Annotated in this window: 35 protein-coding genes; all 35 read left to right on the forward strand. The window is 67.8% G+C overall.

Annotated elements, in window-relative coordinates; genetic code table 11:
- The first annotated feature begins 120 nt into the window (after positions 1 to 120).
- On the forward strand, positions 121 to 1,941 hold the full coding sequence (locus ACFYUY_RS16280) for a hypothetical protein (protein ID WP_387901125.1): 1,821 nt from the start codon (positions 121 to 123) through the stop codon (positions 1,939 to 1,941).
- 419 nt (positions 1,942 to 2,360) lie between these two features.
- Positions 2,361 to 2,669 (forward strand): 30S ribosomal protein S10, encoded by a 309-nt coding sequence (rpsJ, locus tag ACFYUY_RS16285; RefSeq protein ID WP_012785157.1) that lies wholly within the window; start codon positions 2,361 to 2,363, stop codon positions 2,667 to 2,669.
- Between the two features lie 14 nt (positions 2,670 to 2,683).
- Complete coding sequence (gene rplC / locus ACFYUY_RS16290) at positions 2,684 to 3,331, forward strand: 50S ribosomal protein L3 (protein ID WP_153460994.1); 648 nt, start codon at positions 2,684 to 2,686, stop codon at positions 3,329 to 3,331.
- 4 nt (positions 3,332 to 3,335) lie between these two features.
- On the forward strand, positions 3,336 to 4,013 hold the full coding sequence (rplD, locus tag ACFYUY_RS16295) for a 50S ribosomal protein L4 (protein WP_360209095.1): 678 nt from the start codon (positions 3,336 to 3,338) through the stop codon (positions 4,011 to 4,013).
- A complete protein-coding gene (gene rplW, locus ACFYUY_RS16300; protein ID WP_030280768.1) occupies positions 4,013 to 4,330 on the forward strand; it encodes a 50S ribosomal protein L23 in 318 nt (105 codons plus the stop codon). Before rplD ends, rplW begins: the two co-directional genes overlap by 1 nt.
- Before the next feature lie 46 nt (positions 4,331 to 4,376).
- Positions 4,377 to 5,213, forward strand: coding sequence for a 50S ribosomal protein L2 (gene rplB, locus ACFYUY_RS16305; protein ID WP_360209092.1), 837 nt, complete (start codon positions 4,377 to 4,379; stop codon positions 5,211 to 5,213).
- 11 nt (positions 5,214 to 5,224) lie between these two features.
- A complete protein-coding gene (rpsS, locus tag ACFYUY_RS16310; protein WP_030232469.1) occupies positions 5,225 to 5,506 on the forward strand; it encodes a 30S ribosomal protein S19 in 282 nt (93 codons plus the stop codon).
- A gap of 58 nt (positions 5,507 to 5,564) precedes the next feature.
- Positions 5,565 to 5,912, forward strand: a complete 348-nt coding sequence (gene rplV / locus ACFYUY_RS16315; RefSeq protein ID WP_030232471.1) for a 50S ribosomal protein L22 — start codon at positions 5,565 to 5,567, stop codon at positions 5,910 to 5,912.
- Positions 5,912 to 6,736: a 30S ribosomal protein S3 gene (rpsC, locus tag ACFYUY_RS16320; RefSeq protein ID WP_030055823.1), complete on the forward strand. Its 825-nt coding sequence runs from the start codon at positions 5,912 to 5,914 to the stop codon at positions 6,734 to 6,736. The genes rplV and rpsC overlap by 1 nt, the downstream gene beginning before the upstream one ends.
- A 5-nt stretch (positions 6,737 to 6,741) precedes the next feature.
- Positions 6,742 to 7,161 (forward strand): 50S ribosomal protein L16, encoded by a 420-nt coding sequence (rplP, locus tag ACFYUY_RS16325; protein ID WP_030300385.1) that lies wholly within the window; start codon positions 6,742 to 6,744, stop codon positions 7,159 to 7,161.
- Positions 7,161 to 7,385: a 50S ribosomal protein L29 gene (gene rpmC / locus ACFYUY_RS16330; RefSeq protein WP_030232478.1), complete on the forward strand. Its 225-nt coding sequence runs from the start codon at positions 7,161 to 7,163 to the stop codon at positions 7,383 to 7,385. The genes rplP and rpmC overlap by 1 nt, the downstream gene beginning before the upstream one ends.
- Entirely contained in the window at positions 7,385 to 7,657 is a 273-nt protein-coding gene (gene rpsQ / locus ACFYUY_RS16335; RefSeq protein WP_030055826.1) for a 30S ribosomal protein S17, read from the forward strand. The genes rpmC and rpsQ overlap by 1 nt, the downstream gene beginning before the upstream one ends.
- 102 nt (positions 7,658 to 7,759) lie before the next feature.
- A complete protein-coding gene (rplN, locus tag ACFYUY_RS16340; protein WP_030232481.1) occupies positions 7,760 to 8,131 on the forward strand; it encodes a 50S ribosomal protein L14 in 372 nt (123 codons plus the stop codon).
- A 15-nt stretch (positions 8,132 to 8,146) separates the two neighbouring features.
- A complete protein-coding gene (gene rplX, locus ACFYUY_RS16345) occupies positions 8,147 to 8,458 on the forward strand; it encodes a 50S ribosomal protein L24 (RefSeq protein WP_345286354.1) in 312 nt (103 codons plus the stop codon).
- Positions 8,458 to 9,027 (forward strand): 50S ribosomal protein L5, encoded by a 570-nt coding sequence (gene rplE, locus ACFYUY_RS16350; RefSeq protein WP_030280779.1) that lies wholly within the window; start codon positions 8,458 to 8,460, stop codon positions 9,025 to 9,027. Before rplX ends, rplE begins: the two co-directional genes overlap by 1 nt.
- 4 nt (positions 9,028 to 9,031) lie before the next feature.
- Complete coding sequence (locus ACFYUY_RS16355; protein ID WP_030055830.1) at positions 9,032 to 9,217, forward strand: type Z 30S ribosomal protein S14; 186 nt, start codon at positions 9,032 to 9,034, stop codon at positions 9,215 to 9,217.
- A 268-nt stretch (positions 9,218 to 9,485) separates the two neighbouring features.
- Positions 9,486 to 9,893: a 30S ribosomal protein S8 gene (gene rpsH / locus ACFYUY_RS16360; RefSeq protein WP_031063036.1), complete on the forward strand. Its 408-nt coding sequence runs from the start codon at positions 9,486 to 9,488 to the stop codon at positions 9,891 to 9,893.
- A gap of 22 nt (positions 9,894 to 9,915) precedes the next feature.
- On the forward strand, positions 9,916 to 10,455 hold the full coding sequence (rplF, locus tag ACFYUY_RS16365) for a 50S ribosomal protein L6 (RefSeq protein ID WP_360209088.1): 540 nt from the start codon (positions 9,916 to 9,918) through the stop codon (positions 10,453 to 10,455).
- A gap of 3 nt (positions 10,456 to 10,458) precedes the next feature.
- Positions 10,459 to 10,842: a 50S ribosomal protein L18 gene (rplR, locus tag ACFYUY_RS16370; RefSeq protein WP_030232494.1), complete on the forward strand. Its 384-nt coding sequence runs from the start codon at positions 10,459 to 10,461 to the stop codon at positions 10,840 to 10,842.
- Positions 10,843 to 10,890: 48 nt separating this feature from the next.
- Complete coding sequence (gene rpsE / locus ACFYUY_RS16375; RefSeq protein WP_350573992.1) at positions 10,891 to 11,511, forward strand: 30S ribosomal protein S5; 621 nt, start codon at positions 10,891 to 10,893, stop codon at positions 11,509 to 11,511.
- Positions 11,511 to 11,693 (forward strand): 50S ribosomal protein L30, encoded by a 183-nt coding sequence (rpmD, locus tag ACFYUY_RS16380; protein ID WP_030251557.1) that lies wholly within the window; start codon positions 11,511 to 11,513, stop codon positions 11,691 to 11,693. The genes rpsE and rpmD overlap by 1 nt, the downstream gene beginning before the upstream one ends.
- Before the next feature lie 2 nt (positions 11,694 to 11,695).
- Positions 11,696 to 12,148 (forward strand): 50S ribosomal protein L15, encoded by a 453-nt coding sequence (gene rplO, locus ACFYUY_RS16385; protein ID WP_380234346.1) that lies wholly within the window; start codon positions 11,696 to 11,698, stop codon positions 12,146 to 12,148.
- A 307-nt stretch (positions 12,149 to 12,455) separates the two neighbouring features.
- Positions 12,456 to 13,766, forward strand: coding sequence for a preprotein translocase subunit SecY (gene secY, locus ACFYUY_RS16390; RefSeq protein WP_360209084.1), 1,311 nt, complete (start codon positions 12,456 to 12,458; stop codon positions 13,764 to 13,766).
- Complete coding sequence (locus ACFYUY_RS16395; RefSeq protein ID WP_360209081.1) at positions 13,766 to 14,419, forward strand: adenylate kinase; 654 nt, start codon at positions 13,766 to 13,768, stop codon at positions 14,417 to 14,419. Before secY ends, ACFYUY_RS16395 begins: the two co-directional genes overlap by 1 nt.
- 112 nt (positions 14,420 to 14,531) lie before the next feature.
- A complete protein-coding gene (gene map / locus ACFYUY_RS16400) occupies positions 14,532 to 15,371 on the forward strand; it encodes a type I methionyl aminopeptidase (protein WP_360209079.1) in 840 nt (279 codons plus the stop codon).
- A 151-nt stretch (positions 15,372 to 15,522) separates the two neighbouring features.
- Positions 15,523 to 15,948, forward strand: coding sequence for a large conductance mechanosensitive channel protein MscL (mscL, locus tag ACFYUY_RS16405; protein WP_360209077.1), 426 nt, complete (start codon positions 15,523 to 15,525; stop codon positions 15,946 to 15,948).
- A 180-nt stretch (positions 15,949 to 16,128) separates the two neighbouring features.
- A complete protein-coding gene (gene infA / locus ACFYUY_RS16410; protein WP_003956442.1) occupies positions 16,129 to 16,350 on the forward strand; it encodes a translation initiation factor IF-1 in 222 nt (73 codons plus the stop codon).
- Between the two features lie 33 nt (positions 16,351 to 16,383).
- Positions 16,384 to 16,497: a 50S ribosomal protein L36 gene (gene rpmJ, locus ACFYUY_RS16415; RefSeq protein WP_003956441.1), complete on the forward strand. Its 114-nt coding sequence runs from the start codon at positions 16,384 to 16,386 to the stop codon at positions 16,495 to 16,497.
- Between the two features lie 178 nt (positions 16,498 to 16,675).
- On the forward strand, positions 16,676 to 17,056 hold the full coding sequence (gene rpsM / locus ACFYUY_RS16420; RefSeq protein ID WP_097237495.1) for a 30S ribosomal protein S13: 381 nt from the start codon (positions 16,676 to 16,678) through the stop codon (positions 17,054 to 17,056).
- Positions 17,057 to 17,128: 72 nt separating this feature from the next.
- Positions 17,129 to 17,536, forward strand: a complete 408-nt coding sequence (gene rpsK, locus ACFYUY_RS16425; RefSeq protein WP_030232513.1) for a 30S ribosomal protein S11 — start codon at positions 17,129 to 17,131, stop codon at positions 17,534 to 17,536.
- Positions 17,537 to 17,667: 131 nt separating this feature from the next.
- Positions 17,668 to 18,690 carry a DNA-directed RNA polymerase subunit alpha gene (locus ACFYUY_RS16430; RefSeq protein WP_030055844.1) on the forward strand — a complete coding sequence of 341 codons (1,023 nt, stop codon included), beginning with the start codon at positions 17,668 to 17,670 and terminating at the stop codon, positions 18,688 to 18,690.
- 129 nt (positions 18,691 to 18,819) lie between these two features.
- The gene (gene rplQ, locus ACFYUY_RS16435; protein WP_360209075.1) at positions 18,820 to 19,299 is read left to right on the forward strand and encodes a 50S ribosomal protein L17; all 480 of its coding nucleotides are present in this window, start codon (positions 18,820 to 18,822) and stop codon (positions 19,297 to 19,299) included.
- A 113-nt stretch (positions 19,300 to 19,412) separates the two neighbouring features.
- Complete coding sequence (gene truA, locus ACFYUY_RS16440; RefSeq protein ID WP_360209073.1) at positions 19,413 to 20,294, forward strand: tRNA pseudouridine(38-40) synthase TruA; 882 nt, start codon at positions 19,413 to 19,415, stop codon at positions 20,292 to 20,294.
- Between the two features lie 41 nt (positions 20,295 to 20,335).
- A complete protein-coding gene (locus ACFYUY_RS16445; protein WP_360209070.1) occupies positions 20,336 to 21,994 on the forward strand; it encodes an ATP-binding cassette domain-containing protein in 1,659 nt (552 codons plus the stop codon).
- A gap of 243 nt (positions 21,995 to 22,237) precedes the next feature.
- On the forward strand, positions 22,238 to 22,681 hold the full coding sequence (gene rplM, locus ACFYUY_RS16450) for a 50S ribosomal protein L13 (RefSeq protein WP_030055846.1): 444 nt from the start codon (positions 22,238 to 22,240) through the stop codon (positions 22,679 to 22,681).
- The last annotated feature ends 30 nt before the right edge of the window (positions 22,682 to 22,711 follow it).

Consider the following 22,711-nt stretch of genomic DNA (forward strand, 5'->3'; position numbering starts at 1 on the left):
CGACGCCCGGAGCCCGGGCTCCGGGCGGCGGTTTTATGATGTCCGCTGTTCTCCGATCGCCGACCACCACGCCACTCCATGCCACTCACCGGACGTGGCCACCGCACGGAAGTGACTGACATGACTGATCTGGCCACCAGCCCGGTCGGCGGCTCCCAGGCGGAGTCCCGACAAGCGGAGGGCGCGATCGCCGCCCGCCTCGGGCGCATGGACGGCCTGCTGGCACGGCCCTGGGCGGTGCGCTCGGCCGAGGCCCTGGTCTCGATCGTGGCGGCCTTCGTCTTCACGCTGCTCTGCACCCGCATCAACGTCAACCCGCTCAACCGGGTCGGTCAGGTCAGCGGCCTGGCCATGGTGCAGAAGTACGCGGCCGTCGTGGGCCTGCCCGTCCTCGCGGTGCTGCTCTACGCCGCCTACCGGGGCAGCCTGGCCCGCTACCAGGTGCTCCAGCGGCTGGTCTGCGCGGCCGTCGCGGGCCTGGCCACCGGCGTGGTCGCCGGCGGCATCGCGGTGGCGCTGAACGGCACCGACTGGGGCCTCGGCGGCCAGGAGGGCGACCCGGGCAACCTCATGGGCATGGCCAACGACATGCTGCGCGGCCAGGGCCTGCCCGGCGTCTACCCGCCCGGCTTCCCGGCCGTGCTGGCGGTCTGGTCGAAGCTGTTCTACGGCGGCGTCGGCGGCGTCGGCTACGCCATGAAGGACGTCCAGCTGATCTGCAGCGCGCTGGTCGGCCCGATGGCCTACCTGTCCTGGCGCCTGCTGCTGCGCCCGGTCTGGGCGCTGCTGATCGCCGTCCCGGCGGCGATCCTCTTCCTGGACCCGATCCGGCCGTACAGCCACGTCACCATGCTGGTCATGGTGCCGATGCTGGCCGGGGCCCTGCGCGAGCTGCGCCGGGCGCACGAGCTGAGCACGCGCTCCACCGTGCTGCGCGGGGTCGGCTTCGGAGCCTCCTTCGGCGTGATGTTCCTCTGGTACTCGGGCTGGTTCGTCTGGGCCGCGCCGGGCGTCTTCGTCCTGACGCTGTTCCTGGTGCCGTGGCGCCGGGGTGCCGCCCGGGTCAGGCGCGCGCTGCTGTTCCTGGCCGCGACCCTGGTCAGCGCCGGCGTGGTGGGCTCGCCGCTGCTGTACGAGCTGGTCAAGGGCGGCGCCCAGGCCACGGACCGGTACGCCTACCTCTCGGTGTACATCGACCCGGCGTACATCATGAGCTGGGCCTCGGACCGCAACGGCGACCTGACGTACCACAACTTCCCCTGGCACGGTGAGCTCGCCGGGCAGAGCGCCTACACGCTGCTGCTGCTGGCCGGCGTCGCGCTGGCGCTCGGCCTCGGGCTGCGCAGCATCACCGTCCGGACCACCGCGGCGACCCTGATCAGCGCCTGGCTGCTGCGCTTCTACTTCGCCTCGCACCTGGCCAAGGACAAGGCCGTCATGCTGTACCCGCGCACCACCTGGATCATCCTCTACGCGCTGATGATCCTCGCGGTGCTCGGCCTGATGTTCGTCGTCCAGCGGGGTGCCGGCTGGCTGCGGACGGTGCAGCGCGTCGGCACCGACGGCGGGCCCGTGCCGCTGACCCTGCGCCCGGCCGTCACCGGCCGGCTGGTCGCCGGCGCGGTCTGCGCGGTGGCGCTGTTCGCCACCATGGCCGCCTCCTGGTCCGCGGACCGCTACATGCCGACCACCAAGCCGGAGTTCGTGCCGACGGCCGACGCCAAGGGCATCGACATGGGTGCGGACGCCTGGCGCGCCCACATCCTGGTGAACCGCGACGGCAAGTGCCCGAAGTACGACCCGGCCGGGCCGACGGACTGCGCACCGGTGAACAAGCAGCTCAAGGAGTACAACAACGAGCCCGACAAGGGCCGGCTGTGGTGCGCCAACGTGACCGGCGAGGAGTGGGCGCTCACCTGCGGCAGCAAGCGGCCCTGGTGACGCCGGGGCCCGGCGCCGCGCGCCGCTGAGGACGGTCACCCGAACGGGGCCGGTGAGGGAGACCTCACCGGCCCCGATTGGCATCCGGGCTGCTCCATGTGGCAGTATGTCCAAGTTGCTCGGTTGAGTGCCGATGCTGCGCGCCTCCCGCCGGGAGGACCGGAAGCGAGTCCCACGTACTCGTCGTTCCCGTGATGGCCGTTAAGCGTGAAGTCGACGCCACGGCAGCTGCGGGGCGAAAGTACGGGAATCTTCCGGGAAGCGTATGCGGGGCCTCGATCCGGCACCCCCCACCCCGGAAAGTTTGAAACCGACGATCTCTTCGCCGGTTTTTTGCAAGCGCGAGTGCGACACGCCCGAGCGCGGGGGTCGGAGGGGAGGTCGTGCAGTGACTAAGACAGAAGGACTACTGAGTAGCCATGGCGGGACAGAAGATCCGCATCCGGCTCAAGGCCTACGACCACGAGGTCATCGACTCCTCGGCGAAGAAGATCGTCGAGACGGTGATCCGGACTGGTGCGCAGGTCGCAGGCCCGGTGCCGCTGCCCACTGAGAAGAACGTGTACTGCGTCATCCGCTCGCCGCACAAGTACAAGGACTCGCGCGAGCACTTCGAGATGCGTACTCACAAGCGTCTGATCGACATCCTCGACCCCACGCCGAAGACGGTTGACTCGCTGATGCGTCTCGACCTGCCGGCCGGCGTCGACATCGAGATCAAGCTCTGAGAGGCGCACCGAAGATGGCTAAGCAGATTAAGGGCATCCTGGGCGAGAAGCTCGGCATGACCCAGGTCTGGGACGAGAACAACCGGGTCGTCCCGGTGACCGTCGTCAAGGCTGGGCCCAATGTCGTGACCCAGGTCCACACCGCCGACAGCCCGGCCGGCTACGACGCCGTCCAGATCGGCTTCGGCGAGATCGACCCCCGCAAGGTGAACAAGCCCCTCGCGGGTCACTTCGCCAAGGCCGGTGTCACCCCGCGCCGCCACCTGGTCGAGCTCCGTACCTCGGACGCGTCCGAGTACACCCTGGGCCAGGAGATCACCGCCGAGCTGTTCGAGGCGGGTGTCAAGGTCGACGTGACCGGCACCTCCAAGGGCAAGGGCTTCGCCGGTGTCATGAAGCGCCACAACTTCCGTGGTCTCGGCGCCGGTCACGGCACCCAGCGCAAGCACCGTTCGCCCGGTTCCATCGGTGGCTGCGCCACCCCGGGCCGTGTGTTCAAGGGCCTGCGCATGGCTGGTCGGATGGGTCACGAGCGTGTGACCACCCAGAACCTGACCGTGCACGCGGTCGACGCGGAGAAGGGTCTGCTGCTCATCAAGGGCGCCGTCCCGGGCCCGAACGGCGGCCTCGTCCTCGTCCGCACCGCGGCGAAGGGGCTGTGAGGAAATGAGCACCATTGACATCCTGTCGCCGGCTGGCGACAAGACCGGCAGCATCGAGCTGCCGGCCGAGATCTTCGACGCGAAGGTCAGCGTTCCGCTGATGCACCAGGTCGTCGTGGCGCAGCTCGCTGCGGCCCGTCAGGGCACCCACAAGACCAAGACTCGTGGCGAGGTCCGCGGTGGCGGCAAGAAGCCGTACCGCCAGAAGGGCACCGGCCGCGCCCGTCAGGGCTCGACCCGTGCGCCGCAGTTCGCCGGCGGTGGCGTCGTGCACGGTCCCGTGCCGCGCGACTACTCGCAGCGGACCCCGAAGAAGATGATCGCCGCCGCCCTGCGCGGTGCGCTCACCGACCGGGCCCGCCACAACCGCATCCACGTCATCACCGACGTGACCGCGACCGAGGCGCCGTCGACCAAGGCCGCCAAGAGCCTGTTCGGCAAGATCACCGAGCGCAAGAACGTCCTCCTGGTCGTCGAGCGTTCGGACGAGCTGGGCCTCAAGTCCGCTCGCAACCTGCCGCACGTGCACATCCTGGACGCCGGTCAGCTGAACACCTACGACGTGCTCGTCTCCGACGATGTGGTCTTCACCCAGGCCGCCTTCGAGCGTTTCGTGGCCGGTCCGGCCGCGTCCGCCAAGGCCGTTGCCGCTGAGGGCGAGCTCGAAGGGAGCGCCGCCTGATGAGCGACGTTACGAGCAAGACGTTCACGGACCCCCGTGACGTCCTGGTGAAGCCGGTCATCTCCGAGAAGAGCTACAGCCTTCTCGACGAGAACAAGTACACGTTCATCGTGTCGCCGGGCGCCAACAAGACCCAGATCAAGCAGGCCGTCGAGGCGGTCTTCTCGGTCAAGGTCGAGGCTGTCAACACGATCAACCGTCAGGGCAAGCGCAAGCGGTCCAAGACGGGCTTTGGCAAGCGCAAGGACACCAAGCGCGCCATCGTGACGCTGGCCGAGGGCAACCGCATCGACATCTTCGGTGGTCCGGTCTCCTGAACAAGGAGATCGTGATCGTCGATTAGGACGAGGACGAGAGAGCCAAATGGGCATCCGCAAGTACAAGCCGACTACGCCGGGCCGTCGTGGCTCCAGCGTGGCCGACTTCGTAGAAATCACGCGGTCCACGCCGGAGAAGTCGCTGGTTCGCCCCCTGCACAGCAAGGGCGGCCGTAACAACGCCGGTCGTGTCACCGCTCGCCACCAGGGTGGCGGTCACAAGCGCGCCTACCGCGTGATCGACTTCCGTCGTCACGACAAGGACGGCGTGCCGGCCAAGGTCGCGCACATCGAGTACGACCCGAACCGCACCGCGCGCATCGCGCTCCTGCACTACGCGGACGGCGAGAAGCGCTACATCATCGCGCCGCGCGGCATCACGCAGGGCGACCGGATCGAGAACGGCGCTGGCGCCGACATCAAGCCGGGCAACAACCTGCCGCTGCGCAACATCCCGGTCGGTACCACCATCCACGCGGTTGAGCTGCGTCCCGGCGGCGGTGCCAAGCTGGCCCGCTCCGCCGGCTCCGGCATCCAGCTGCTGGCGCGTGAGGGCAAGATGGCGCACCTGCGCATGCCCTCCGGTGAGATCCGCCTGGTCGACGCCCGCTGCCGCGCCACCATCGGCGAGGTCGGCAACGCCGAGCAGTCGAACATCAACTGGGGCAAGGCCGGCCGTATGCGCTGGAAGGGCGTCCGCCCGACCGTGCGTGGTGTCGCCATGAACCCGATCGACCACCCGCACGGTGGTGGTGAGGGTAAGACCTCCGGTGGTCGCCACCCGGTCTCGCCGTGGGGTAAGCCCGAGGGCCGTACCCGTCGCCCGAACAAGGCGTCGGACAAGCTCATCGTGCGCCGCCGCAAGACCAACAAGAAGCGCTAGGAGCAGGTCAGATGCCGCGCAGTCTCAAGAAGGGCCCCTTCATCGACGGCCACCTCATCAAGAAGGTGGACGTTCAGAACGAGGCGGGTACCCAGAACGTCATCAAGACCTGGTCCCGTCGTTCCGTGATCTCCCCGAGCATGCTCGGTCACACGATCGCGGTCCACGATGGCCGCAAGCACGTCCCGGTGTTCGTCACCGAGTCGATGGTCGGCCACAAGCTCGGCGAGTTCGCTCCGACCCGCACGTTCCGCGGTCACGTCAAGGACGACCGCAAGTCGAAGCGTCGCTAAGTCGCCTGAGCTTCAGCGCCAGAACGACTCAATGACTTACTCCATTAAGGGGACAACCATGGAAGCCAGGGCCCAGGCGCGGTACATCCGCGTCACGCCCATGAAGGCCCGCCGCGTGGTGGACCTCATCCGTGGCCTGAACGCCACGGAGGCCCAGGCCGTCCTGCGTTTCGCTCCGCAGGCCGCCACCGTGCCGGTCGGCAAGGTGCTCGACAGCGCCATTGCCAACGCCGCGCACAACTACAACCACTCCAACGTGGACGACCTCTACATCTCTGAGGCGTACGTTGACGAGGGCCCGACCCTGAAGCGGTTCCGTCCGCGCGCCCAGGGCCGTGCCTACCGGATCCGCAAGCGGACCAGCCACATCACCGTGGTCGTCAGCAGCAAGGAAGGGACCCGGTAATGGGCCAGAAGGTTAACCCGCACGGGTTCCGCCTCGGCATCAGCACGGACTTCAAGTCCCGCTGGTACGCCGACAAGCTGTACAAGGACTACGTCAAGGAAGACGTCGCCATTCGTCGCATGATGACGAAGGGCATGGAGCGCGCCGGCATCTCCAAGGTCGAGATCGAGCGCACCCGCGACCGCGTCCGCGTTGACATCCACACCGCCCGCCCCGGCATCGTCATCGGCCGCCGTGGCACCGAGGCCGACCGCATCCGCGGCGACCTCGAGAAGCTGACCGGCAAGCAGGTCCAGCTGAACATCCTCGAGGTCAAGAACCCCGAGCTGGACGCCCAGCTCGTGGCTCAGGGCGTCGCGGAGCAGCTGTCCTCCCGCGTGTCGTTCCGCCGTGCCATGCGCAAGTCGATGCAGGGCACCATGAAGTCCGGCGCCAAGGGCATCAAGGTCCAGTGCTCCGGTCGTCTCGGCGGCGCCGAGATGAGCCGTTCGGAGTTCTACCGCGAGGGCCGTGTGCCGCTGCACACCCTGCGCGCGAACGTCGACTACGGCTTCTTCGAGGCCAAGACCACCTTCGGCCGCATCGGCGTGAAGGTCTGGATCTACAAGGGCGACGTCAAGAACATCGCCGAGGTCCGCGCTGAGAACGCCGCTGCCCGCTCGGGCAACCGCCCGGCCCGTCCCGAGGGTGGTCGTCCCGCCCGCGGTGGCGAGCGCCGTGGTGGCGAGCGCGGTGGCCGCGGCCGTCGTCCCGCCGCTGCCGAGGCCCCCGCGGCCCCGGTCGCCGAGGCTCCGGCTGCCGAGAACACCGGAACGGAGGCCTGACCGCAATGCTGATCCCCCGTCGGGTCAAGCACCGCAAGCAGCACCACCCGAAGCGTCGCGGCGCTTCCAAGGGTGGCACCGAGCTGGCGTTCGGCCAGTTCGGCATCCAGGCCGTGACCCCGGCCTACGTGACGAACCGTCAGATCGAGTCCGCTCGTATCGCGATCACCCGTCACATCCGCCGTGGTGGCAAGGTCTGGATCAACATCTACCCGGACCGTCCGCTGACCAAGAAGCCGGCCGAGACCCGCATGGGTTCCGGTAAGGGTTCGCCGGAGTGGTGGATCGCGAACGTGCACCCGGGTCGGGTCATGTTCGAGCTGTCGTACCCGAACGAGAAGGTTGCTCGCGAGGCGCTCACCCGCGCCGCGCACAAGCTGCCGATGAAGTGCCGGATCGTCCGGCGCGAGGACGGTGAGAGCTGATGTCGGCCGCTACCAAGGCTGCTGAGCTTCGCTCGCTGGACAACGAGGGTCTCGTTGCCAAGCTTCGCGAGGCCAAGGAGGAGCTGTTCAACCTCCGCTTCCAGGCGGCGACCGGGCAGCTCGACAACCACGGACGGCTCAAGCTCGTCCGTAAGGACATCGCGCGGATCTACACCCTGATGCGCGAGCGCGAGCTGGGCATCGAGACGGTGGAGAACGCCTGATGACTGAGAACACCAACGAGACGCGCGGTTTCCGCAAGACCCGTGAGGGTCTCGTCGTCAGCGACAAGATGGACAAGACCGTCGTCGTCGCCGTCGAGGACCGCGTCAAGCACGCTCTGTACGGCAAGGTCATCCGCCGTACGAACAAGCTGAAGGCGCACGACGAGGCCAACGCCTGCGGCATCGGCGACCGGGTCCTCCTCGCGGAGACCCGCCCGCTGTCCGCGACGAAGCGCTGGCGCGTCGTCGAGATCCTCGAGAAGGCCAAGTAACGAAGCCGATGTGGTACGGCCGTATGTGCAGCGGGTCCCCCCGGGACGCCGGTGTGAGCAGCGGCCGGCCCGTCGACTCTCGTTGACGATCAGGAGAAAGCTGTGATCCAGCAGGAGTCGCGACTGCGTGTTGCCGACAACACTGGTGCCAAGGAGATCCTTTGCATCCGTGTTCTCGGTGGCTCCGGTCGTCGCTACGCCGGAATCGGGGACGTCATCGTCGCGACCGTCAAGGACGCGATCCCCGGTGGTTCGGTGAAGAAGGGTGACGTCGTCAAGTGCGTCGTCGTCCGCACCGTCAAGGAGCGTCGTCGTCCGGATGGCTCGTACATCCGCTTCGACGAGAACGCCGCTGTCGTGCTGAAGAACACCGAGGGTGACCCCCGTGGCACCCGTATCTTCGGCCCGGTCGGCCGCGAGCTGCGCGACAAGAAGTTCATGAAGATCATCTCGCTGGCGCCGGAGGTGCTCTAACCCATGGCGAACAGCATGAAGATCAAGAAGGGTGACCTGGTTCAGGTCATCACCGGCAAGGACAAGGGCAAGCAGGGCAAGGTCATCCAGGCCATCCCCGCTGAGAACAAGGTCCTGGTCGAGGGTGTGAACCGGGTCAAGAAGCACACCAAGCCGGGTCCGGGCACCCAGGGTGGCATCGTCACCGTCGAGGCCCCGGTTCACGTCTCCAACGTCCAGCTGGTCGTGGAGAAGGACGGCAAGAAGGTCGTCACCCGCGTTGGCTACCGCTTCGACGACGAGGGCAACAAGATCCGCGTTGCCAAGCGAACCGGTGAGGACATCTGATGTCTGAGACGACTGTTGAGAAGGTGGCCCCCCGCCTCAAGGAGCGTTACAACTCCGAGATCAAGGGCCAGCTGCAGGAGCAGTTCTCGTACGAGAACGTCATGCTGATCCCCGGCCTGGTCAAGGTCGTGGTCAACATGGGTGTCGGCGAGGCCGCCCGTGACAGCAAGCTGATCGAGGGCGCGATCCGCGACCTGACCGCGATCACCGGTCAGAAGCCGGCCGTGACCAAGGCTCGCAAGTCCATCGCGCAGTTCAAGCTGCGCGAGGGCCAGCCGATCGGCACGCACGTCACCCTCCGTGGTGACCGCATGTGGGAGTTCCTGGACCGTCTGGTGTCGCTGGCCCTGCCGCGTATCCGTGACTTCCGTGGCCTCTCCCCGAAGCAGTTCGACGGCCGTGGCAACTACACCTTCGGTCTGACCGAGCAGGTTATGTTCCACGAGATCGACCAGGACAAGGTCGACCGTCAGCGCGGTATGGACATCACCGTCGTGACCACCGCTCAGACCGACGACGAGGGCCGGGCGCTCCTGCGCGCTCTGGGCTTCCCGTTCAAGGAGGCGTGAGCCAATGGCGAAGAAGTCCCTCATCGCGAAGTCCGAGCGCAAGCCGAAGTTCGGCGTCCGGGCCTACACCCGGTGCCAGCGCTGCGGCCGTCCGCACTCGGTGTACCGCAAGTTCGGCCTGTGCCGTGTGTGCCTCCGCGAGATGGCGCACCGCGGCGAGCTGCCGGGCGTGACCAAGAGCTCCTGGTAATCCAGAGCCCTAGGCACCGCTAGCGAAGCAGAGGTGCCCGATCCCACACCGGCTCGTTTTGGGCCTCCTTACGGAATCCCGTAAGGTTGTGGGGTCGGGCCCCCTGCCACGGCTTCCCCATGGTTGTCCGTGGTCCTCTTCTGGGAGGGCTCGCACCCAGTCTTACTACGTCGTAGGTCCCCTGCGCTTGTGCCCCTGACGCACTCGGAAGAGTGCGGCGGGGGGACCTGGTGCGGAGAAACCACGGCGAGAGAGGCCTGAGGCCATCATGACCATGACCGACCCCATCGCAGACATGCTCACGCGTCTGCGTAACGCGAACTCGGCGTACCACGACTCCGTGGCGATGCCGGCCAGCAAGATCAAGGCGCACGTCGCCCAGATCCTGCAGCAGGAGGGGTACATCTCCTCCTACAAGGTTGAGGAGCCCGTCGAGGGCGAGGTCGGCAAGAAGCTGACCATCGAGCTCAAGTTCGGCCCCAACCGTGAGCGCTCGATCGCCGGCATCAAGCGGATCAGCAAGCCGGGTCTGCGCGTTTACGCAAAGTCCACCAACCTGCCGAAGGTTCTCGGCGGCCTGGGCGTGGCCATCATCTCCACGTCGTCCGGCCTCCTGACCGACAAGCAGGCCGCCAAGAAGGGCGTAGGCGGAGAAGTTCTCGCCTACGTCTGGTAATTCGGGAAACGGAGGTACAGCAATGTCGCGCATTGGACGGCTGCCCATCCAGGTCCCCGCTGGCGTGGACGTCACCATCGATGGCCAGGCGGTCTCGGTGAAGGGCCCCAAGGGCACCCTCACCCACGTCGTCGCCGAGCCGATCGAGATCGGCAAGGGCGAGGACGGCATCGTGCTCGTCACCCGCCCGAACGACGAGCGTCGCTCGAAGGCCCTGCACGGCCTGACCCGCACGCTGGTGGCGAACATGATCACCGGCGTGACCGCGGGCTACCGCAAGTCGCTGGAGATCAGCGGTGTCGGCTACCGAGTCGCTGCGAAGGGCTCCGACATGGAGTTCCAGCTCGGCTACAGCCACCCCATCCTGGTCCCCGCGCCGGAGGGCATCTCCTTCGTCGTCGAGTCGCCCACCAAGTTCCACGTGGACGGCATCGACAAGCAGAAGGTCGGCGAGGTCGCCGCGAAGATCCGCAAGCTGCGCAAGCCCGACCCGTACAAGGCCAAGGGCGTCAAGTACGCGGGCGAGGTCATCCGCCGCAAGGTCGGAAAGAGTGGTAAGTAAGCGATGAGCGTCTCTGTCAAGATCGGCAAGGGCAACGCCTACAAGAGCGCCGCTCGCAAGCGCCGCGCGATCCGCGTTCGCAAGCGCGTCGTCGGCACCGAGGTGCGTCCGCGTCTCGTTGTGACGCGCTCGAACCGTCACATGGTCGCCCAGGTCATCGACGACGCCAAGGGTCACACCCTGGCGTCGGCGTCCACCCTCGACGTGTCCATCAAGGGCGCCGAGGGCGACAAGACCGAGCTGGCCAAGAAGGTCGGGAGCCTGGTCGCCGAGCGCGCCAAGGCCGCCGGCATCGAGGCGGTCGTGTTCGACCGCGCGGGCAACCGGTACGCCGGCCGCATCGCCGCCCTGGCGGACGCGGCCCGTGAGGCCGGGCTCGACTTCTAAGCCGCTCGTCGACTCTGTCGGCGGACGTAATCGAGAGAGGTAATTCCAATGGCTGGACCCCAGCGCCGCGGTAGCGGCGCCGGCGGCGGCACCGGTGGCGAGCGGCGCGACCGTAAGCGTGACGACCGGGGCAACGCCCCCGCCGTCGAGAAGACCGCTTACGTCGAGCGCGTCGTCGCGATCAACCGTGTCGCCAAGGTTGTCAAGGGTGGTCGTCGCTTCTCCTTCACCGCGCTGGTCGTGGTGGGCGATGGCGAGGGCACCGTGGGTGTTGGTTACGGGAAGGCGAAGGAGGTTCCGGCCGCCATCGCCAAGGGTGTTGAGGAGGCCAAGAAGAACTTCTTCAAGGTCCCCCGTATCCAGGGCACCATTCCGCACCCCATCCAGGGTGAGAAGGCCGCCGGCGTCGTGCTGCTGAAGCCCGCCGCCCCCGGTACCGGTGTTATCGCCGGTGGTCCGGTGCGCGCCGTCCTGGAGTGCGCCGGCATCCACGACATCCTGTCGAAGTCGCTCGGCTCGGACAACGCGATCAACATCGTGCACGCCACGGTGGCCGCTCTGAAGGGCCTCGTGCGCCCCGAGGAGATCGCCGCCCGTCGTGGCCTCCCGCTGGAGGACGTGGCCCCGGCCGCGCTGCTGCGGGCCCGCGCTGCAGGGGTGAGCGCCTGATGGCTCGCCTGAAGATCACGCAGACCAAGTCGTACATCGGCAGCAAGCAGAATCACCGTGACACCCTGCGTTCGCTTGGTCTCAAGCGCATGCACGACGTCGTGGTGAAGGAGGACCGTCCCGAGATCCGCGGGATGGCCCAGACGGTCCGTCACCTGGTGACGGTTGAGGAGGTGGACTGATCATGGGCGACAACCCGATCAAGATCCACAACCTGCGTCCCGCCCCGGGTGCCAAGACCGAGAAGATCCGCGTGGGTCGTGGTGAGGGCTCCAAGGGTAAGACCGCCGGTCGTGGCACCAAGGGCACCAAGGCCCGCTACCAGGTTCCGCAGCGCTTCGAGGGTGGCCAGATGCCCCTCCACATGCGCCTGCCGAAGCTGAAGGGCTTCAAGAACCCGTTCAAGATCACGTTCCAGGTCGTCAACCTCGACAAGCTGGCCGAGCTCTACCCGCAGGGTGGAGAGGTCACCGTCGAGGACCTGGTCGCCAAGGGCGCGGTTCGTAAGAACTCCCTCGTCAAGGTGCTCGGCACCGGCGAGATCTCGGTCGCGCTGCAGGTGACGGTCGACGCCGTCTCCGGCTCCGCCGCCGAGAAGATCACCGCCGCCGGCGGTACCGTCACCGAGCTCGTCTGAGCGCGCTGACCTGATGCGAGCCCCGCATCTCCTTCGGGAGGTGCGGGGCTCGTTCTTTTTCCCGGGGATTCCTTCTTCCGGGGCCCTCGTTCTTTTGTGTGGCAAAACCGGGCATCCCGTACCCCGTGAGTGGGGGAGGGGCGGTACGCGCTTCTTTCGAGTGGCTGCGCACTGTTAGAGTCCGTGGAGTTCCCTTGTAGGCTGCGCGTAGGCTCGCCTGTGCCGTCTGTACGGGAGCCCGACCCGCAAACTCCCCATTCAGGACCGACCCTCCCGCCGACGACGTGCGGGAGGCGCAGGAGGCACCGTGCTCAGTGCGTTCGCGCGGGCGTTCCAGACGCCCGACCTGCGCAAGAAGCTGCTGTTCACGCTGGGCATCATGGTGCTGTTCCGGCTGGGCTCGCACATCCCGATCCCCGGCGTGAGCTTCACGGCCGTGAACGAGTGTGTGAAGGAAGCCAAGAACACCGGCCTCTTCGGACTCGTCAACCTGTTCAGCGGCGGCGCGCTCCTCCAGCTGACGATCTTCGCGCTCGGCATCATGCCGTACATCACCGCGAGCATCATCCTCCAGCTCCTCACCGTCGTGATCCCGCGGCTCGAGGCGCTGAAGAAGGAGGGCCAGGCCGGCCAGGCGAAGATCACCCAGTACACCCGCTACCTGACCATCGCGCTCGCCGTGCTCCAGGGCACCGGCATCGTGGCGACGGCCTCCAGCGGCGCGCTCTTCTCCGGCTGCCCCGTGAACAACCAGATCGTCCCGGACACCAGCGTGTTCCGGATCGCGGTCATGGTGATCACGATGACGGCCGGCACCACGGTCATCATGTGGCTGGGCGAGCTGATCACCGACCGCGGCATCGGCAACGGCATGTCGCTGCTGATCTTCACCTCGATCGCGGCGCAGTTCCCGTCCTCGATGTGGGCGATCAAGCAGTCCGGCACCATCGGCGGCGGCTGGGTCGAGTTCCTGTCCGTGGTCGCGGTCGGCATCATCGTTGTGAGCCTGGTCATCTTCGTCGAGCAGGCCCAGCGCCGGATCCCGGTGCAGTACGCGAAGCGGATGATCGGCCGCCGGGCGTTCGGCGGCACCTCGACGTACATCCCGCTCAAGGTGAACCAGGCCGGTGTCATCCCGGTCATCTTCGCCTCGTCGCTGCTGTACATCCCCGCCCTGGTCGTCCAGCTGACCAACAGCCAGGCCGGCTGGGCCACGTGGATCCGGACGAACTTCGTCAAGGGTGACCACCCGATCTACATGGCCACCTACTTCCTGCTGATCGTCTTCTTCGCCTTCTTCTACGTCGCCATCTCCTTCAACCCCGAAGAAGTTGCCGACAATATGAAGAAGTATGGTGGGTTCATCCCGGGCATCCGGGCCGGCCGACCGACGGCCGAGTACCTGAACTACGTGCTGACCCGAATCACGTGGCCGGGTTCGCTCTACCTGGGCCTGATCGCGTTGATCCCGATGATCGCCCTGGTCGCCTTCGGACAGCAGACCAACTTCCCGTTCGGCGGCACCAGCGTGCTCATCGTCGTCGGCGTCGGACTCGAAACTGTGAAGCAGATCGAGAGCCAGCTCCAGCAGCGCAATTACGAAGGGTTCCTCCGCTGATGCGTATCGTCCTCGTTGGTCCTCCCGGGGCCGGGAAGGGTACTCAGGCGCACCTGCTCGCCAAGACCCTGTCCATTCCCCACATCTCCACCGGCGACCTCTTCCGCGCCAACATCGGCCAGGGCACCCCGCTGGGGCTCGAGGCCAAGAGCTACATGGACGCGGGCCGGCTGGTTCCGGACGAGGTCACCATCGGGATGGCCAAGGACCGCATGCTCCAGGAGGACGCCGCCAACGGCTTCCTGCTCGACGGCTTCCCCCGCAACCTGGGCCAGGCCAAGGCGCTGGACGAGTTCCTCGCCGAGCAGGGCATCGTCCTGGACGGCGTGCTGGACCTGGAGGTCCCCGAGGACGAGGTCGTCCGCCGGATCGCCGGCCGCCGGCTGTGCCGCAACGACGGCGGCCACGTCTTCCACGTGGACTACAACCCGCCGAAGGCCGACGGCGTCTGCGACGAGTGCGGCGGCGAGCTGTACCAGCGCTCGGACGACACCGAGGACAAGGTGCGCACCCGCCTGGAGGTCTACCACACGGAGACCGAGCCGATCATCGACTACTACGCCCAGCAGGGCCTGGTCGCGACGATCCCGGCCCTCGGCAAGGTGGACGAGGTCACCCAGCGCGCGATCGAGGCGCTGAAGCAGCAGGGCTGAGTTCTCTCAGCGACGTACGTACGGCCGGGTCGCCCCTTGAGCGGGCGGCCCGGCCGTTTTCGGCGTCGTACGGTGGTAGCAGTGGTAATCCGGACTTGGAAGGCGTGACCAGATGGTGGAGATCAAGACCCCCGAGCAGATCGCGAAGATGCGAGCGGCCGGGCTGGTCGTCGCCGAGGCCCTCAAGGCCTGCCGCGAGGCGGTCGCTCCGGGGGTGACCACCCAGGAGCTCAACGACGTCGCGGACAAGGTCATCACCGACCACGGCGCCACCTCGAACTTCCGCGCCCACCACGGCGGCCTCTGGTTCCCCGGGGTGATCTGCGCCTCGGTGAACAACGAGGTCGTGCACGGCATCCCCGGCGAGCGGGTGCTCCAGGAGGGCGACCTCATCTCGATCGACTGCGGGGCCATCCTGGACGGCTGGCACGGCGACGCGGCGATCACCGTCGCGGTCGGCGAGGTCCGCCCCGAGGTCGAGATGCTGAGCCGGGTGACCGAGGGCTCGATGTGGGCCGGCATCGCGCAGATGAAGAAGACCAACCGCCTGGTCGACGTCTCCAAGGCGATCGAGGGCTTCATCCGGCGCCAGCCGCTGCCGCCGAAGGGCAAGTGGGGCATCACCGAGGGCTACGGCGGCCACGGCATCGGCACCGCGATGCACATGGAGCCGCACGTGCTGAACTACGTGGAGCGCGGCCGCGGCAAGGGCCCGAAGCTCGTCCCCGGCACGGTGCTGGCGATCGAGCCGATGGTCTCGCTGGGCACCCCGCACACCGCGGTGCTGGACGACGAGTGGACGGTCGTCACCAACGACGGCACCTGGGCCTCGCACTGGGAGCACTCGGTGGCCGTCACCGAGCAGGGCCCGCTGGTCCTGACCGCCTTCGACGGCGGCCGGGCCGAGCTCGCGAAGCTGGGCGTCACCGCCGCGCCGGACCCGCTCGGCTGAGGCGCGTCCCGGCCGCCCGGTCGCGGGCCGGCGGCCGGTTCCCGTCGCTGACGGGGGAGCGGAGCCCTGGAGGTTTGGACCTCCAGGGCTTTTGTCCTATTTTTATCGGCTGGCAGTTGCTTCAGCAGCATCGATCGAGCAGGAGACAGCAGTGCTCAAGGGATTCCGCGACTTCATGATGCGCGGCAACGTCGTCGACATGGCCGTCGGTGTGGTCATCGGCGCCGCGTTCACGGGGGTGGTGACCGGCTTCGTCTCCGCGTTCCTCACCCCGCTGGTCGGCGTCGTGGTCGGCGCGGCCGGCGACTTCAGCTCCTACAAGGCGACCGTGGCCGGAGTGACCTTCCCCTACGGCCAGTTCCTCAACGTGCTGATCGCCTTCGTGATGACCGCCGCGGTGCTCTACTTCTGCGTCGTCCTGCCGGTCACCAAGGCCACCGCGCGCTACCTGCCGAAGAAGCCGAAGGCTCCGAAGCGCCCCTGCCCGGAGTGCCTGACCGAGATCCCGCAGGCCGCCCGGCGCTGCTCGGCCTGCACCGCGCACGTCGAGCCGCTGGCCGTTCCGACCGGGGTGTGACGGTCACCGCCTTCCGGGGCCTCCGTTTTGGCCCACCGGACGCGCTGGCGTAGGATGGACCGTCGGCTCACTCGTAGCGTGCTTCAGCACGCCCTCTTCCCCTCGGGGGCGGGGTGAACCCAGGTTCGCACGAGCGTTCCGCATACGGTAGCCGGTCCCGGAAGGTGGATCTCGCAGTTCATGGCTAAGAAGCAAGGCGCCATTGAGATCGAGGGCACCGTGATCGAGTCTCTTCCGAACGCGATGTTCAAGGTCGAGCTGCAGAACGGTCACAAGGTCCTCGCGCACATCAGTGGCAAGATGCGCATGCACTACATCCGCATCCTGCCGGACGACCGGGTCGTCGTGGAGCTCAGCCCCTACGACCTCACGCGCGGACGGATCGTCTACCGCTACAAGTAAGAACGTCAGATCTAGACCCGGAGAACCTGAAACATGAAGGTCAAGCCGAGCGTCAAGAAGATCTGCGACAAGTGCAAGGTGATCCGCCGTCACGGTCGGGTCATGGTGATCTGCGACAACCTGCGCCACAAGCAGCGCCAGGGCTGATCTCTCCCCAGCATTTCTCGTAGTACTTCGCGCGACGCGAAAACGTCATAAGCGGGCTACCCGATCCGACCTTGGGAAAGGACGGACTGCCGCCCCCGGTCAGAGGCCGGGGCTCCCTCATCGAGAGATGAAGGAGTAGGTAGCACGCAAGACCTCTGAAGAACCACAGGAGCCTTGAATGGCACGCCTCGCCGGCGTTGATCTCCCCCGTGAGAAGCGGATCGAGATCGCCCTCACCTACGTGTACGGCATCGGCCGTACCCGCGCCCAGCAGACCCTCGCCGAGACCGGCGTCAACCCGGATGTCCGCGTTCGCGACATCTCCGAGGAAGACCTGGTCAAGCTGAGCCAGTACATCGACGCCAACTACACGGTCGAGGGTGACCTCCGCCGTGAGGTGGCCGCCGACATCCGCCGCAAGGTCGAGATCGGCTGCTACGAGGGTCTGCGTCACCGCCGTGGCCTGCCGGTCCGCGGCCAGCGCACCCACACCAACGCGCGTACCCGCAAGGGCCCGCGTCGCGCGATCGCCGGTAAGAAGAAGCCGGGCAAGAAGTAGTCCGTCCCGTAACCGGACATCCCTCCGGCCCGCGGGTCAGCGGACCGACCACCTCAGTAGGAGAACAGACTTATGCCCCCCAAGGGTCGTCAGGCTGCCGGCGCGAAGAAGATCCGCCGCAAGGAAAAGAAGAACGTCGCTCACGGCCACGCGCACATCAAGAGCACGTTCAACAACACCATCGTTTCGATCACCGACCCCGCGGGCAACGTGATCTCCTGGGCCTCCGCCGGCCACGTCGGCTTCAAGGGCTCGCGCAAGTCCACCCCGTTCGCCGCGCAGATGGCCGCCGAGGCCGCTGCCCGTCGCGCGCAGGAGCACGGCATGCGCAAGGTCGACGTCTTCGTCAAGGGTCCGGGCTCCGGCCGTGAGACCGCGATCCGTTCGCTCCAGGCCACCGGCCTCGAGGTCGGCTCGATCCAGGACGTCACCCCCACCCCGCACAACGGCTGCCGTCCGCCGAAGCGCCGCCGCGTCTGACGCAGCGCCTTCGGGCACGCTGGGTTTGCTTTGAAACCTCGTACGGGCTCCCGTTCTCCGCGGGAGCCCGTACGCTTGGTCCTGTCGGCATCAAATAGTGGGTGCCGAAGACAACTGGAGGAACATCCCCCATGCTTATCGCTCAGCGTCCGTCGCTGACCGAAGAGGTCGTCGACGAGTTCCGCTCGCGGTTCGTGATCGAGCCGCTGGAGCCGGGCTTCGGCTACACCCTCGGCAACTCCCTGCGCCGCACGCTCCTGTCGTCGATCCCGGGTGCCGCTGTCACCAGCATCCGCATCGACGGCGTCCTGCACGAGTTCACCACCGTGCCGGGCGTCAAGGAGGACGTGACCGACCTCATCCTCAACATCAAGCAGCTGGTCGTCTCCTCGGAGCACGACGAGCCGGTCGTGATGTACCTGCGCAAGCAGGGCCCGGGTGTCGTCACCGCCGCCGACATCGCCCCGCCGGCGGGTGTCGAGGTGCACAACCCGGAGCTGGTCCTCGCGACCCTCAACGGCAAGGGCAAGCTGGAGATGGAGCTGACCGTCGAGCGCGGTCGCGGCTACGTCTCCGCCGTCCAGAACAAGGCCTCCGGCCAGGAGATCGGCCGCATCCCGGTCGACTCGATCTACAGCCCCGTGCTGAAGGTCACCTACAAGGTCGAGGCCACCCGTGTCGAGCAGCGGACCGACTTCGACAAGCTGATCGTCGACGTCGAGACCAAGCCCGCCATGCGTCCGCGCGACGCCATGGCCTCGGCCGGCAAGACCCTGGTGGAGCTGTTCGGCCTCGCCCGCGAGCTGAACATCGACGCCGAGGGCATCGACATGGGCCCGTCCCCGACGGACGCCGCCCTGGCCGCCGACCTGGCGCTGCCGATCGAGGAGCTGGAACTCACCGTCCGCTCCTACAACTGCCTCAAGCGCGAGGGCATCCACACCGTGGGTGAGCTCGTCGCCCGCTCCGAGGCCGACCTGCTCGACATCCGCAACTTCGGTGCGAAGTCGATCGACGAGGTCAAGGCGAAGCTGGCCGGCATGGGCCTGGCCCTCAAGGACAGCCCGCCCGGGTTCGACCCGACCGCCGCCGCCGACGCCTTCGGCGCGGACGACCTGGACGACGCGGGTTACGCGGAGACCGAGCAGTACTGAAAGACTTGACCGCGGGGGCGGTTCCTGCCGGAACCGCCTCCGTCGTCGTGAAAGTCGTGCGGGCACCGTGCCCGTACGCCCGCTGCGGTACCTGGTACGGCCGCAGTCGGAGATTCGAGGAGTAATTCCATGCCGCGTCCCACCAAGGGTGCCCGCCTCGGCGGCGGCCCGCACCACGAGCCGCTGCTGCTCGCCGGTCTGTGCCGGGAGCTGTTCCAGTACGGCCGCATCACCACGACCGAGGCCAAGGCCCGTCGGATGCGCCCGCTGGCGGAGAAGCTGATCACCAAGGCGAAGAAGGGCGACATCCACAACCGTCGCCTGGTGCGCAAGACGATCACCGACATCTCGGTGCTGCACACCCTCTTCACCGAGATCGCGCCGCGCTACGAGAACCGCCCGGGTGGCTACACCCGCATCACCAAGATCGGTCCCCGTCGTGGCGACAACGCCCCGATGGCCGTGATCGAGCTGGTCGAGGCGCTGACCGTCGCGCAGAACGCGGTCGGCGAGGCCGAGGCCGCCACCAAGCGTGCCGTCAAGGAGGCCGACGAGGCCGCCGCCGTCGAGACCAAGGCCGACGAGGCCGAGGCCGCCGAGCAGGCCTGACACCTCCAGGTGTTCCGCGGGCCCGTTTCCCCAGCAGTGGGGGAGCGGGCCCGTTCCTCATCCCCCGGGAGACGTGAGAAGCAGTGGTCAACGATTGCGCCGAGCAGCCGCCGGTGAAGGACGGTCCGGCCGACGGGTACGTCCGGGTCCGGCTCGACCTGGCCTACCAGGGCGCCGAGTTCTCCGGCTGGGCCCGCCAGAAGGGCGGCCGGCGGACGGTCCAGGAGGAGATCGAGACCGCGCTGCAGATCGTCACCCGCAGCCCCGAGCTGTTCCCGCTCACCGTGGCCGGCCGCACCGACGCCGGGGTGCACGCCCGCGGCCAGGTCGCCCACGTGGACCTCCCGGCCGAGCTCTGGGAGGCCCACCGGGAGAAGCTGCTGCGCCGGCTCGCCGGCCGGCTGCCCGGGGACGTCCGGATCTACCGGGTCGGCGAGGCGCCGGCCGGGTTCGACGCCCGCTTCTCGGCGATCTGGCGCCGCTACGCCTACCGGGTCGCCGACCACCCCGGCGGGGTCGACCCGCTGCTGCGCGGACACGTGCTCTGGCACGACCGGCCGCTGGACGTGGACCGGATGAACGAGGCCGCGAAGCTGCTGCTCGGCGAGCACGACTTCGCCGCGTACTGCAAGAAGCGCGAGGGCGCCACCACCATCCGCACCCTGCTGGAGCTGCACTGGGACCGCGTCCCGGTGGACTCCTACGCAGCCCAGGAGGGCTCCCTCGCGGTCGCCACCGTCCGCGCCGACGCGTTCTGCCACAACATGGTCCGGGCGCTGGTCGGCGCGATGCTGCTGGTCGGCGACGGGCACCGGCCGGTGGAGTTCCCCGGCGAGGTGCTGGCCGGCGGGGTGCGCAACTCCGCGGTCAACGTGATCCGGCCGTACGGGCTCACCCTCGAGGAGGTCGGCTACCCGCCGGACGACCTGCTCGCCGAGCGGAACCGGCAGGCCCGGCGGATGCGCACGCTGCCCGGACAGCCCGCCGCCGGGTAATCCGTTTGGGCCCTGCGCGTCGGCTTGGGACAATCGTCCGCATGGGACACGTCGAGATTTCGCACCTTGAGTACTACCTGCCGGACGGGCGGGTGCTTTTCGACGACGCGTCCTTCCGGGTCGGCGAGGGCGCGGCCGTCGCGCTGGTCGGCGCCAACGGCGCCGGCAAGACCACACTGCTGCGGATGATCGCGGGGGACATCCAGCCGCACGGCGGCTCGGTGACGATCAGCGGCGGGCTCGGCGTGATGCGCCAGTTCGTCGGCACCACCGGCCGCGAGGACCAGCAGGCCACCCCGGGCGCGCTGCCCGCCGACGCCTCCGTCCGCGACCTGCTGGTGTCGGTCGCCCCCGAGCGGATCGCCGTCGCCGCCCGCGCGGTGGACGCCGCCGAGCTGGCGATGATCGCCCAGGACGACGAGAAGACCCAGATGGCCTACGCCCAGGCGCTGTCCGACTGGGCCGACGTGGGCGGCTACGACTACGAGACCGACTGGGACGTCTGCACCATGGCGGCCCTCGGCATGCCCTTCGACAAGGCGCAGTGGCGCGGCCTGAACACCCTCTCCGGCGGTGAGCAGAAGCGGCTCGTCCTGGAGACGCTGCTGCGCGGGCCCGAGGAGGTGCTGCTCCTCGACGAGCCCGACAACTACCTGGACGTCCCCGGCAAGCGCTGGTTGGAGGAGGCCATCAAGGCCACCTCGAAGACCGTGTTGTACATCTCACACGACCGCGAGCTGCTCTCCCGCACCGCGGAGAAGATCATCAGCGTCGAGTCGGGTGCCGCCGGAAGCAGCGTCTGGGTGCACGGCGGGGGCTTCGACTCCTTCCACGAGGCCCGCAAGGACCGGTTCGCACGCTTCGAGGAACTGGGCCGGCGGTGGGACGAGGAACACGCCAAGCTCAAGAAGCTGGTCGTGACCCTGCGCCAGGCCGCGTCGGTCAGCCACGCCCTGGCCACCCGCTACGCCGCCGCGCAGACCCGGCTGAAGAAGTTCGAGGAGGCCGGCCGGCCGGAGGAGCCCCCGCGCGAGCAGTCCATCACCATGCGGCTCAAGGGCGGGCGCACCGGCATGCGCGCCTTCACCATGGAGCGGCTGGAGCTCACCGGCCTGATGCAGCCCTTCGACCTGGAGGTCTTCTACGGCGAGCGGATCGGGGTGCTGGGCGCCAACGGCGCCGGCAAGTCGCACCTGCTGCGGCTGCTGGCCGGCGACACCACGGTCGCCCACACCGGGGACTGGAAGCTGGGCGCGCGGGTCGTCCCCGGCCACTTCCGGCAGACCCACGCCCACCCCGAGCTGTTCGGGCGGACGGTGCGCTCGATCGTCGAGGAGGAACACGCGCTCAGCCGCGGCGCCGCGATGGGCGCGCTGCGCCGCTACGAGCTGGACCGCCAGGAGGAGCAGAAGTTCGAGTCGCTGTCCGGCGGGCAGCAGGCCCGGCTGATGATCCTCAAGCTCGAACTCTCCGGCGTGACGGCCCTGTTGCTCGACGAGCCGACCGACAACCTGGACCTGGAGAGCGCCGAGGCGCTGCAGGCCGGGCTGGAGGCCTTCGAGGGCACCGTGCTGTGCGTGACCCACGACCGCTGGTTCGCCAGGACCTTCGACCGCTTCCTGGTGTTCGGGGCGGACGGCCGGGTCTTCGAGTCGACCGAGCCGGTCTGGGACGTCAACCGGGTGCAGCGCGAACGCTGAGTGACGACAGGGCCTCCGGGCGGTCGCGGTCCGGCGATTTTTGACCCCTCCCCGCCCGCCCGGTAACCTGGACGCTTGATGTGCGTATTGGCTCGCTCTATCTCACGTGAGAGGTCGGTACGCCGGAGACATCAGGTCGTCGACCAGCGGTCCCCCTTGAATTGCGTCCAAGGGTGATCAGGCTGCTCTTCCGACCAGGTGCTCCTGTCAGGACTCACTCACTGAAAAGCGAAGGCTACGACCGTGCGTACGTACAGCCCCAAGCCCGGCGACGTCCAGCGTCAGTGGCACGTCATCGACGCGACCGACGTCGTGCTGGGCCGCCTGGCCTCCCAGGCCGCCAACCTCCTCCGGGGCAAGCACAAGGCGATCTACGCGCCGCACGTTGACACTGGTGACTTCGTCATCATCATCAACGCCGACAAGGTGCACCTGTCCGGTAACAAGAAGACCCAGAAGCTGGCCTACCGCCACTCGGGCTTCCCGGGCGGTCTGCGCTCGGTGCGCTACGACGACCTGCTGGCGAACAACCCGGAGAAGGCCGTCGAGAAGGCCATCAAGGGCATGATCCCCAAGAACAGCCTGGGCCGTCAGATGCTCTCGAAGCTGAAGGTCTACTCGGGCGACCAGCACCCCCACGCTGCCCAGCAGCCGGTGCCGTTCGAGATCACCCAGGTCGCGCAGTAATTCGGCCACCAAGCCCCCCAACACTGAAAA

Origin of the sequence: Kitasatospora sp. NPDC004745, from assembly GCF_042873275.1 — a bacterium.
In the GTDB taxonomy this organism is placed as follows: domain Bacteria; phylum Actinomycetota; class Actinomycetes; order Streptomycetales; family Streptomycetaceae; genus Kitasatospora.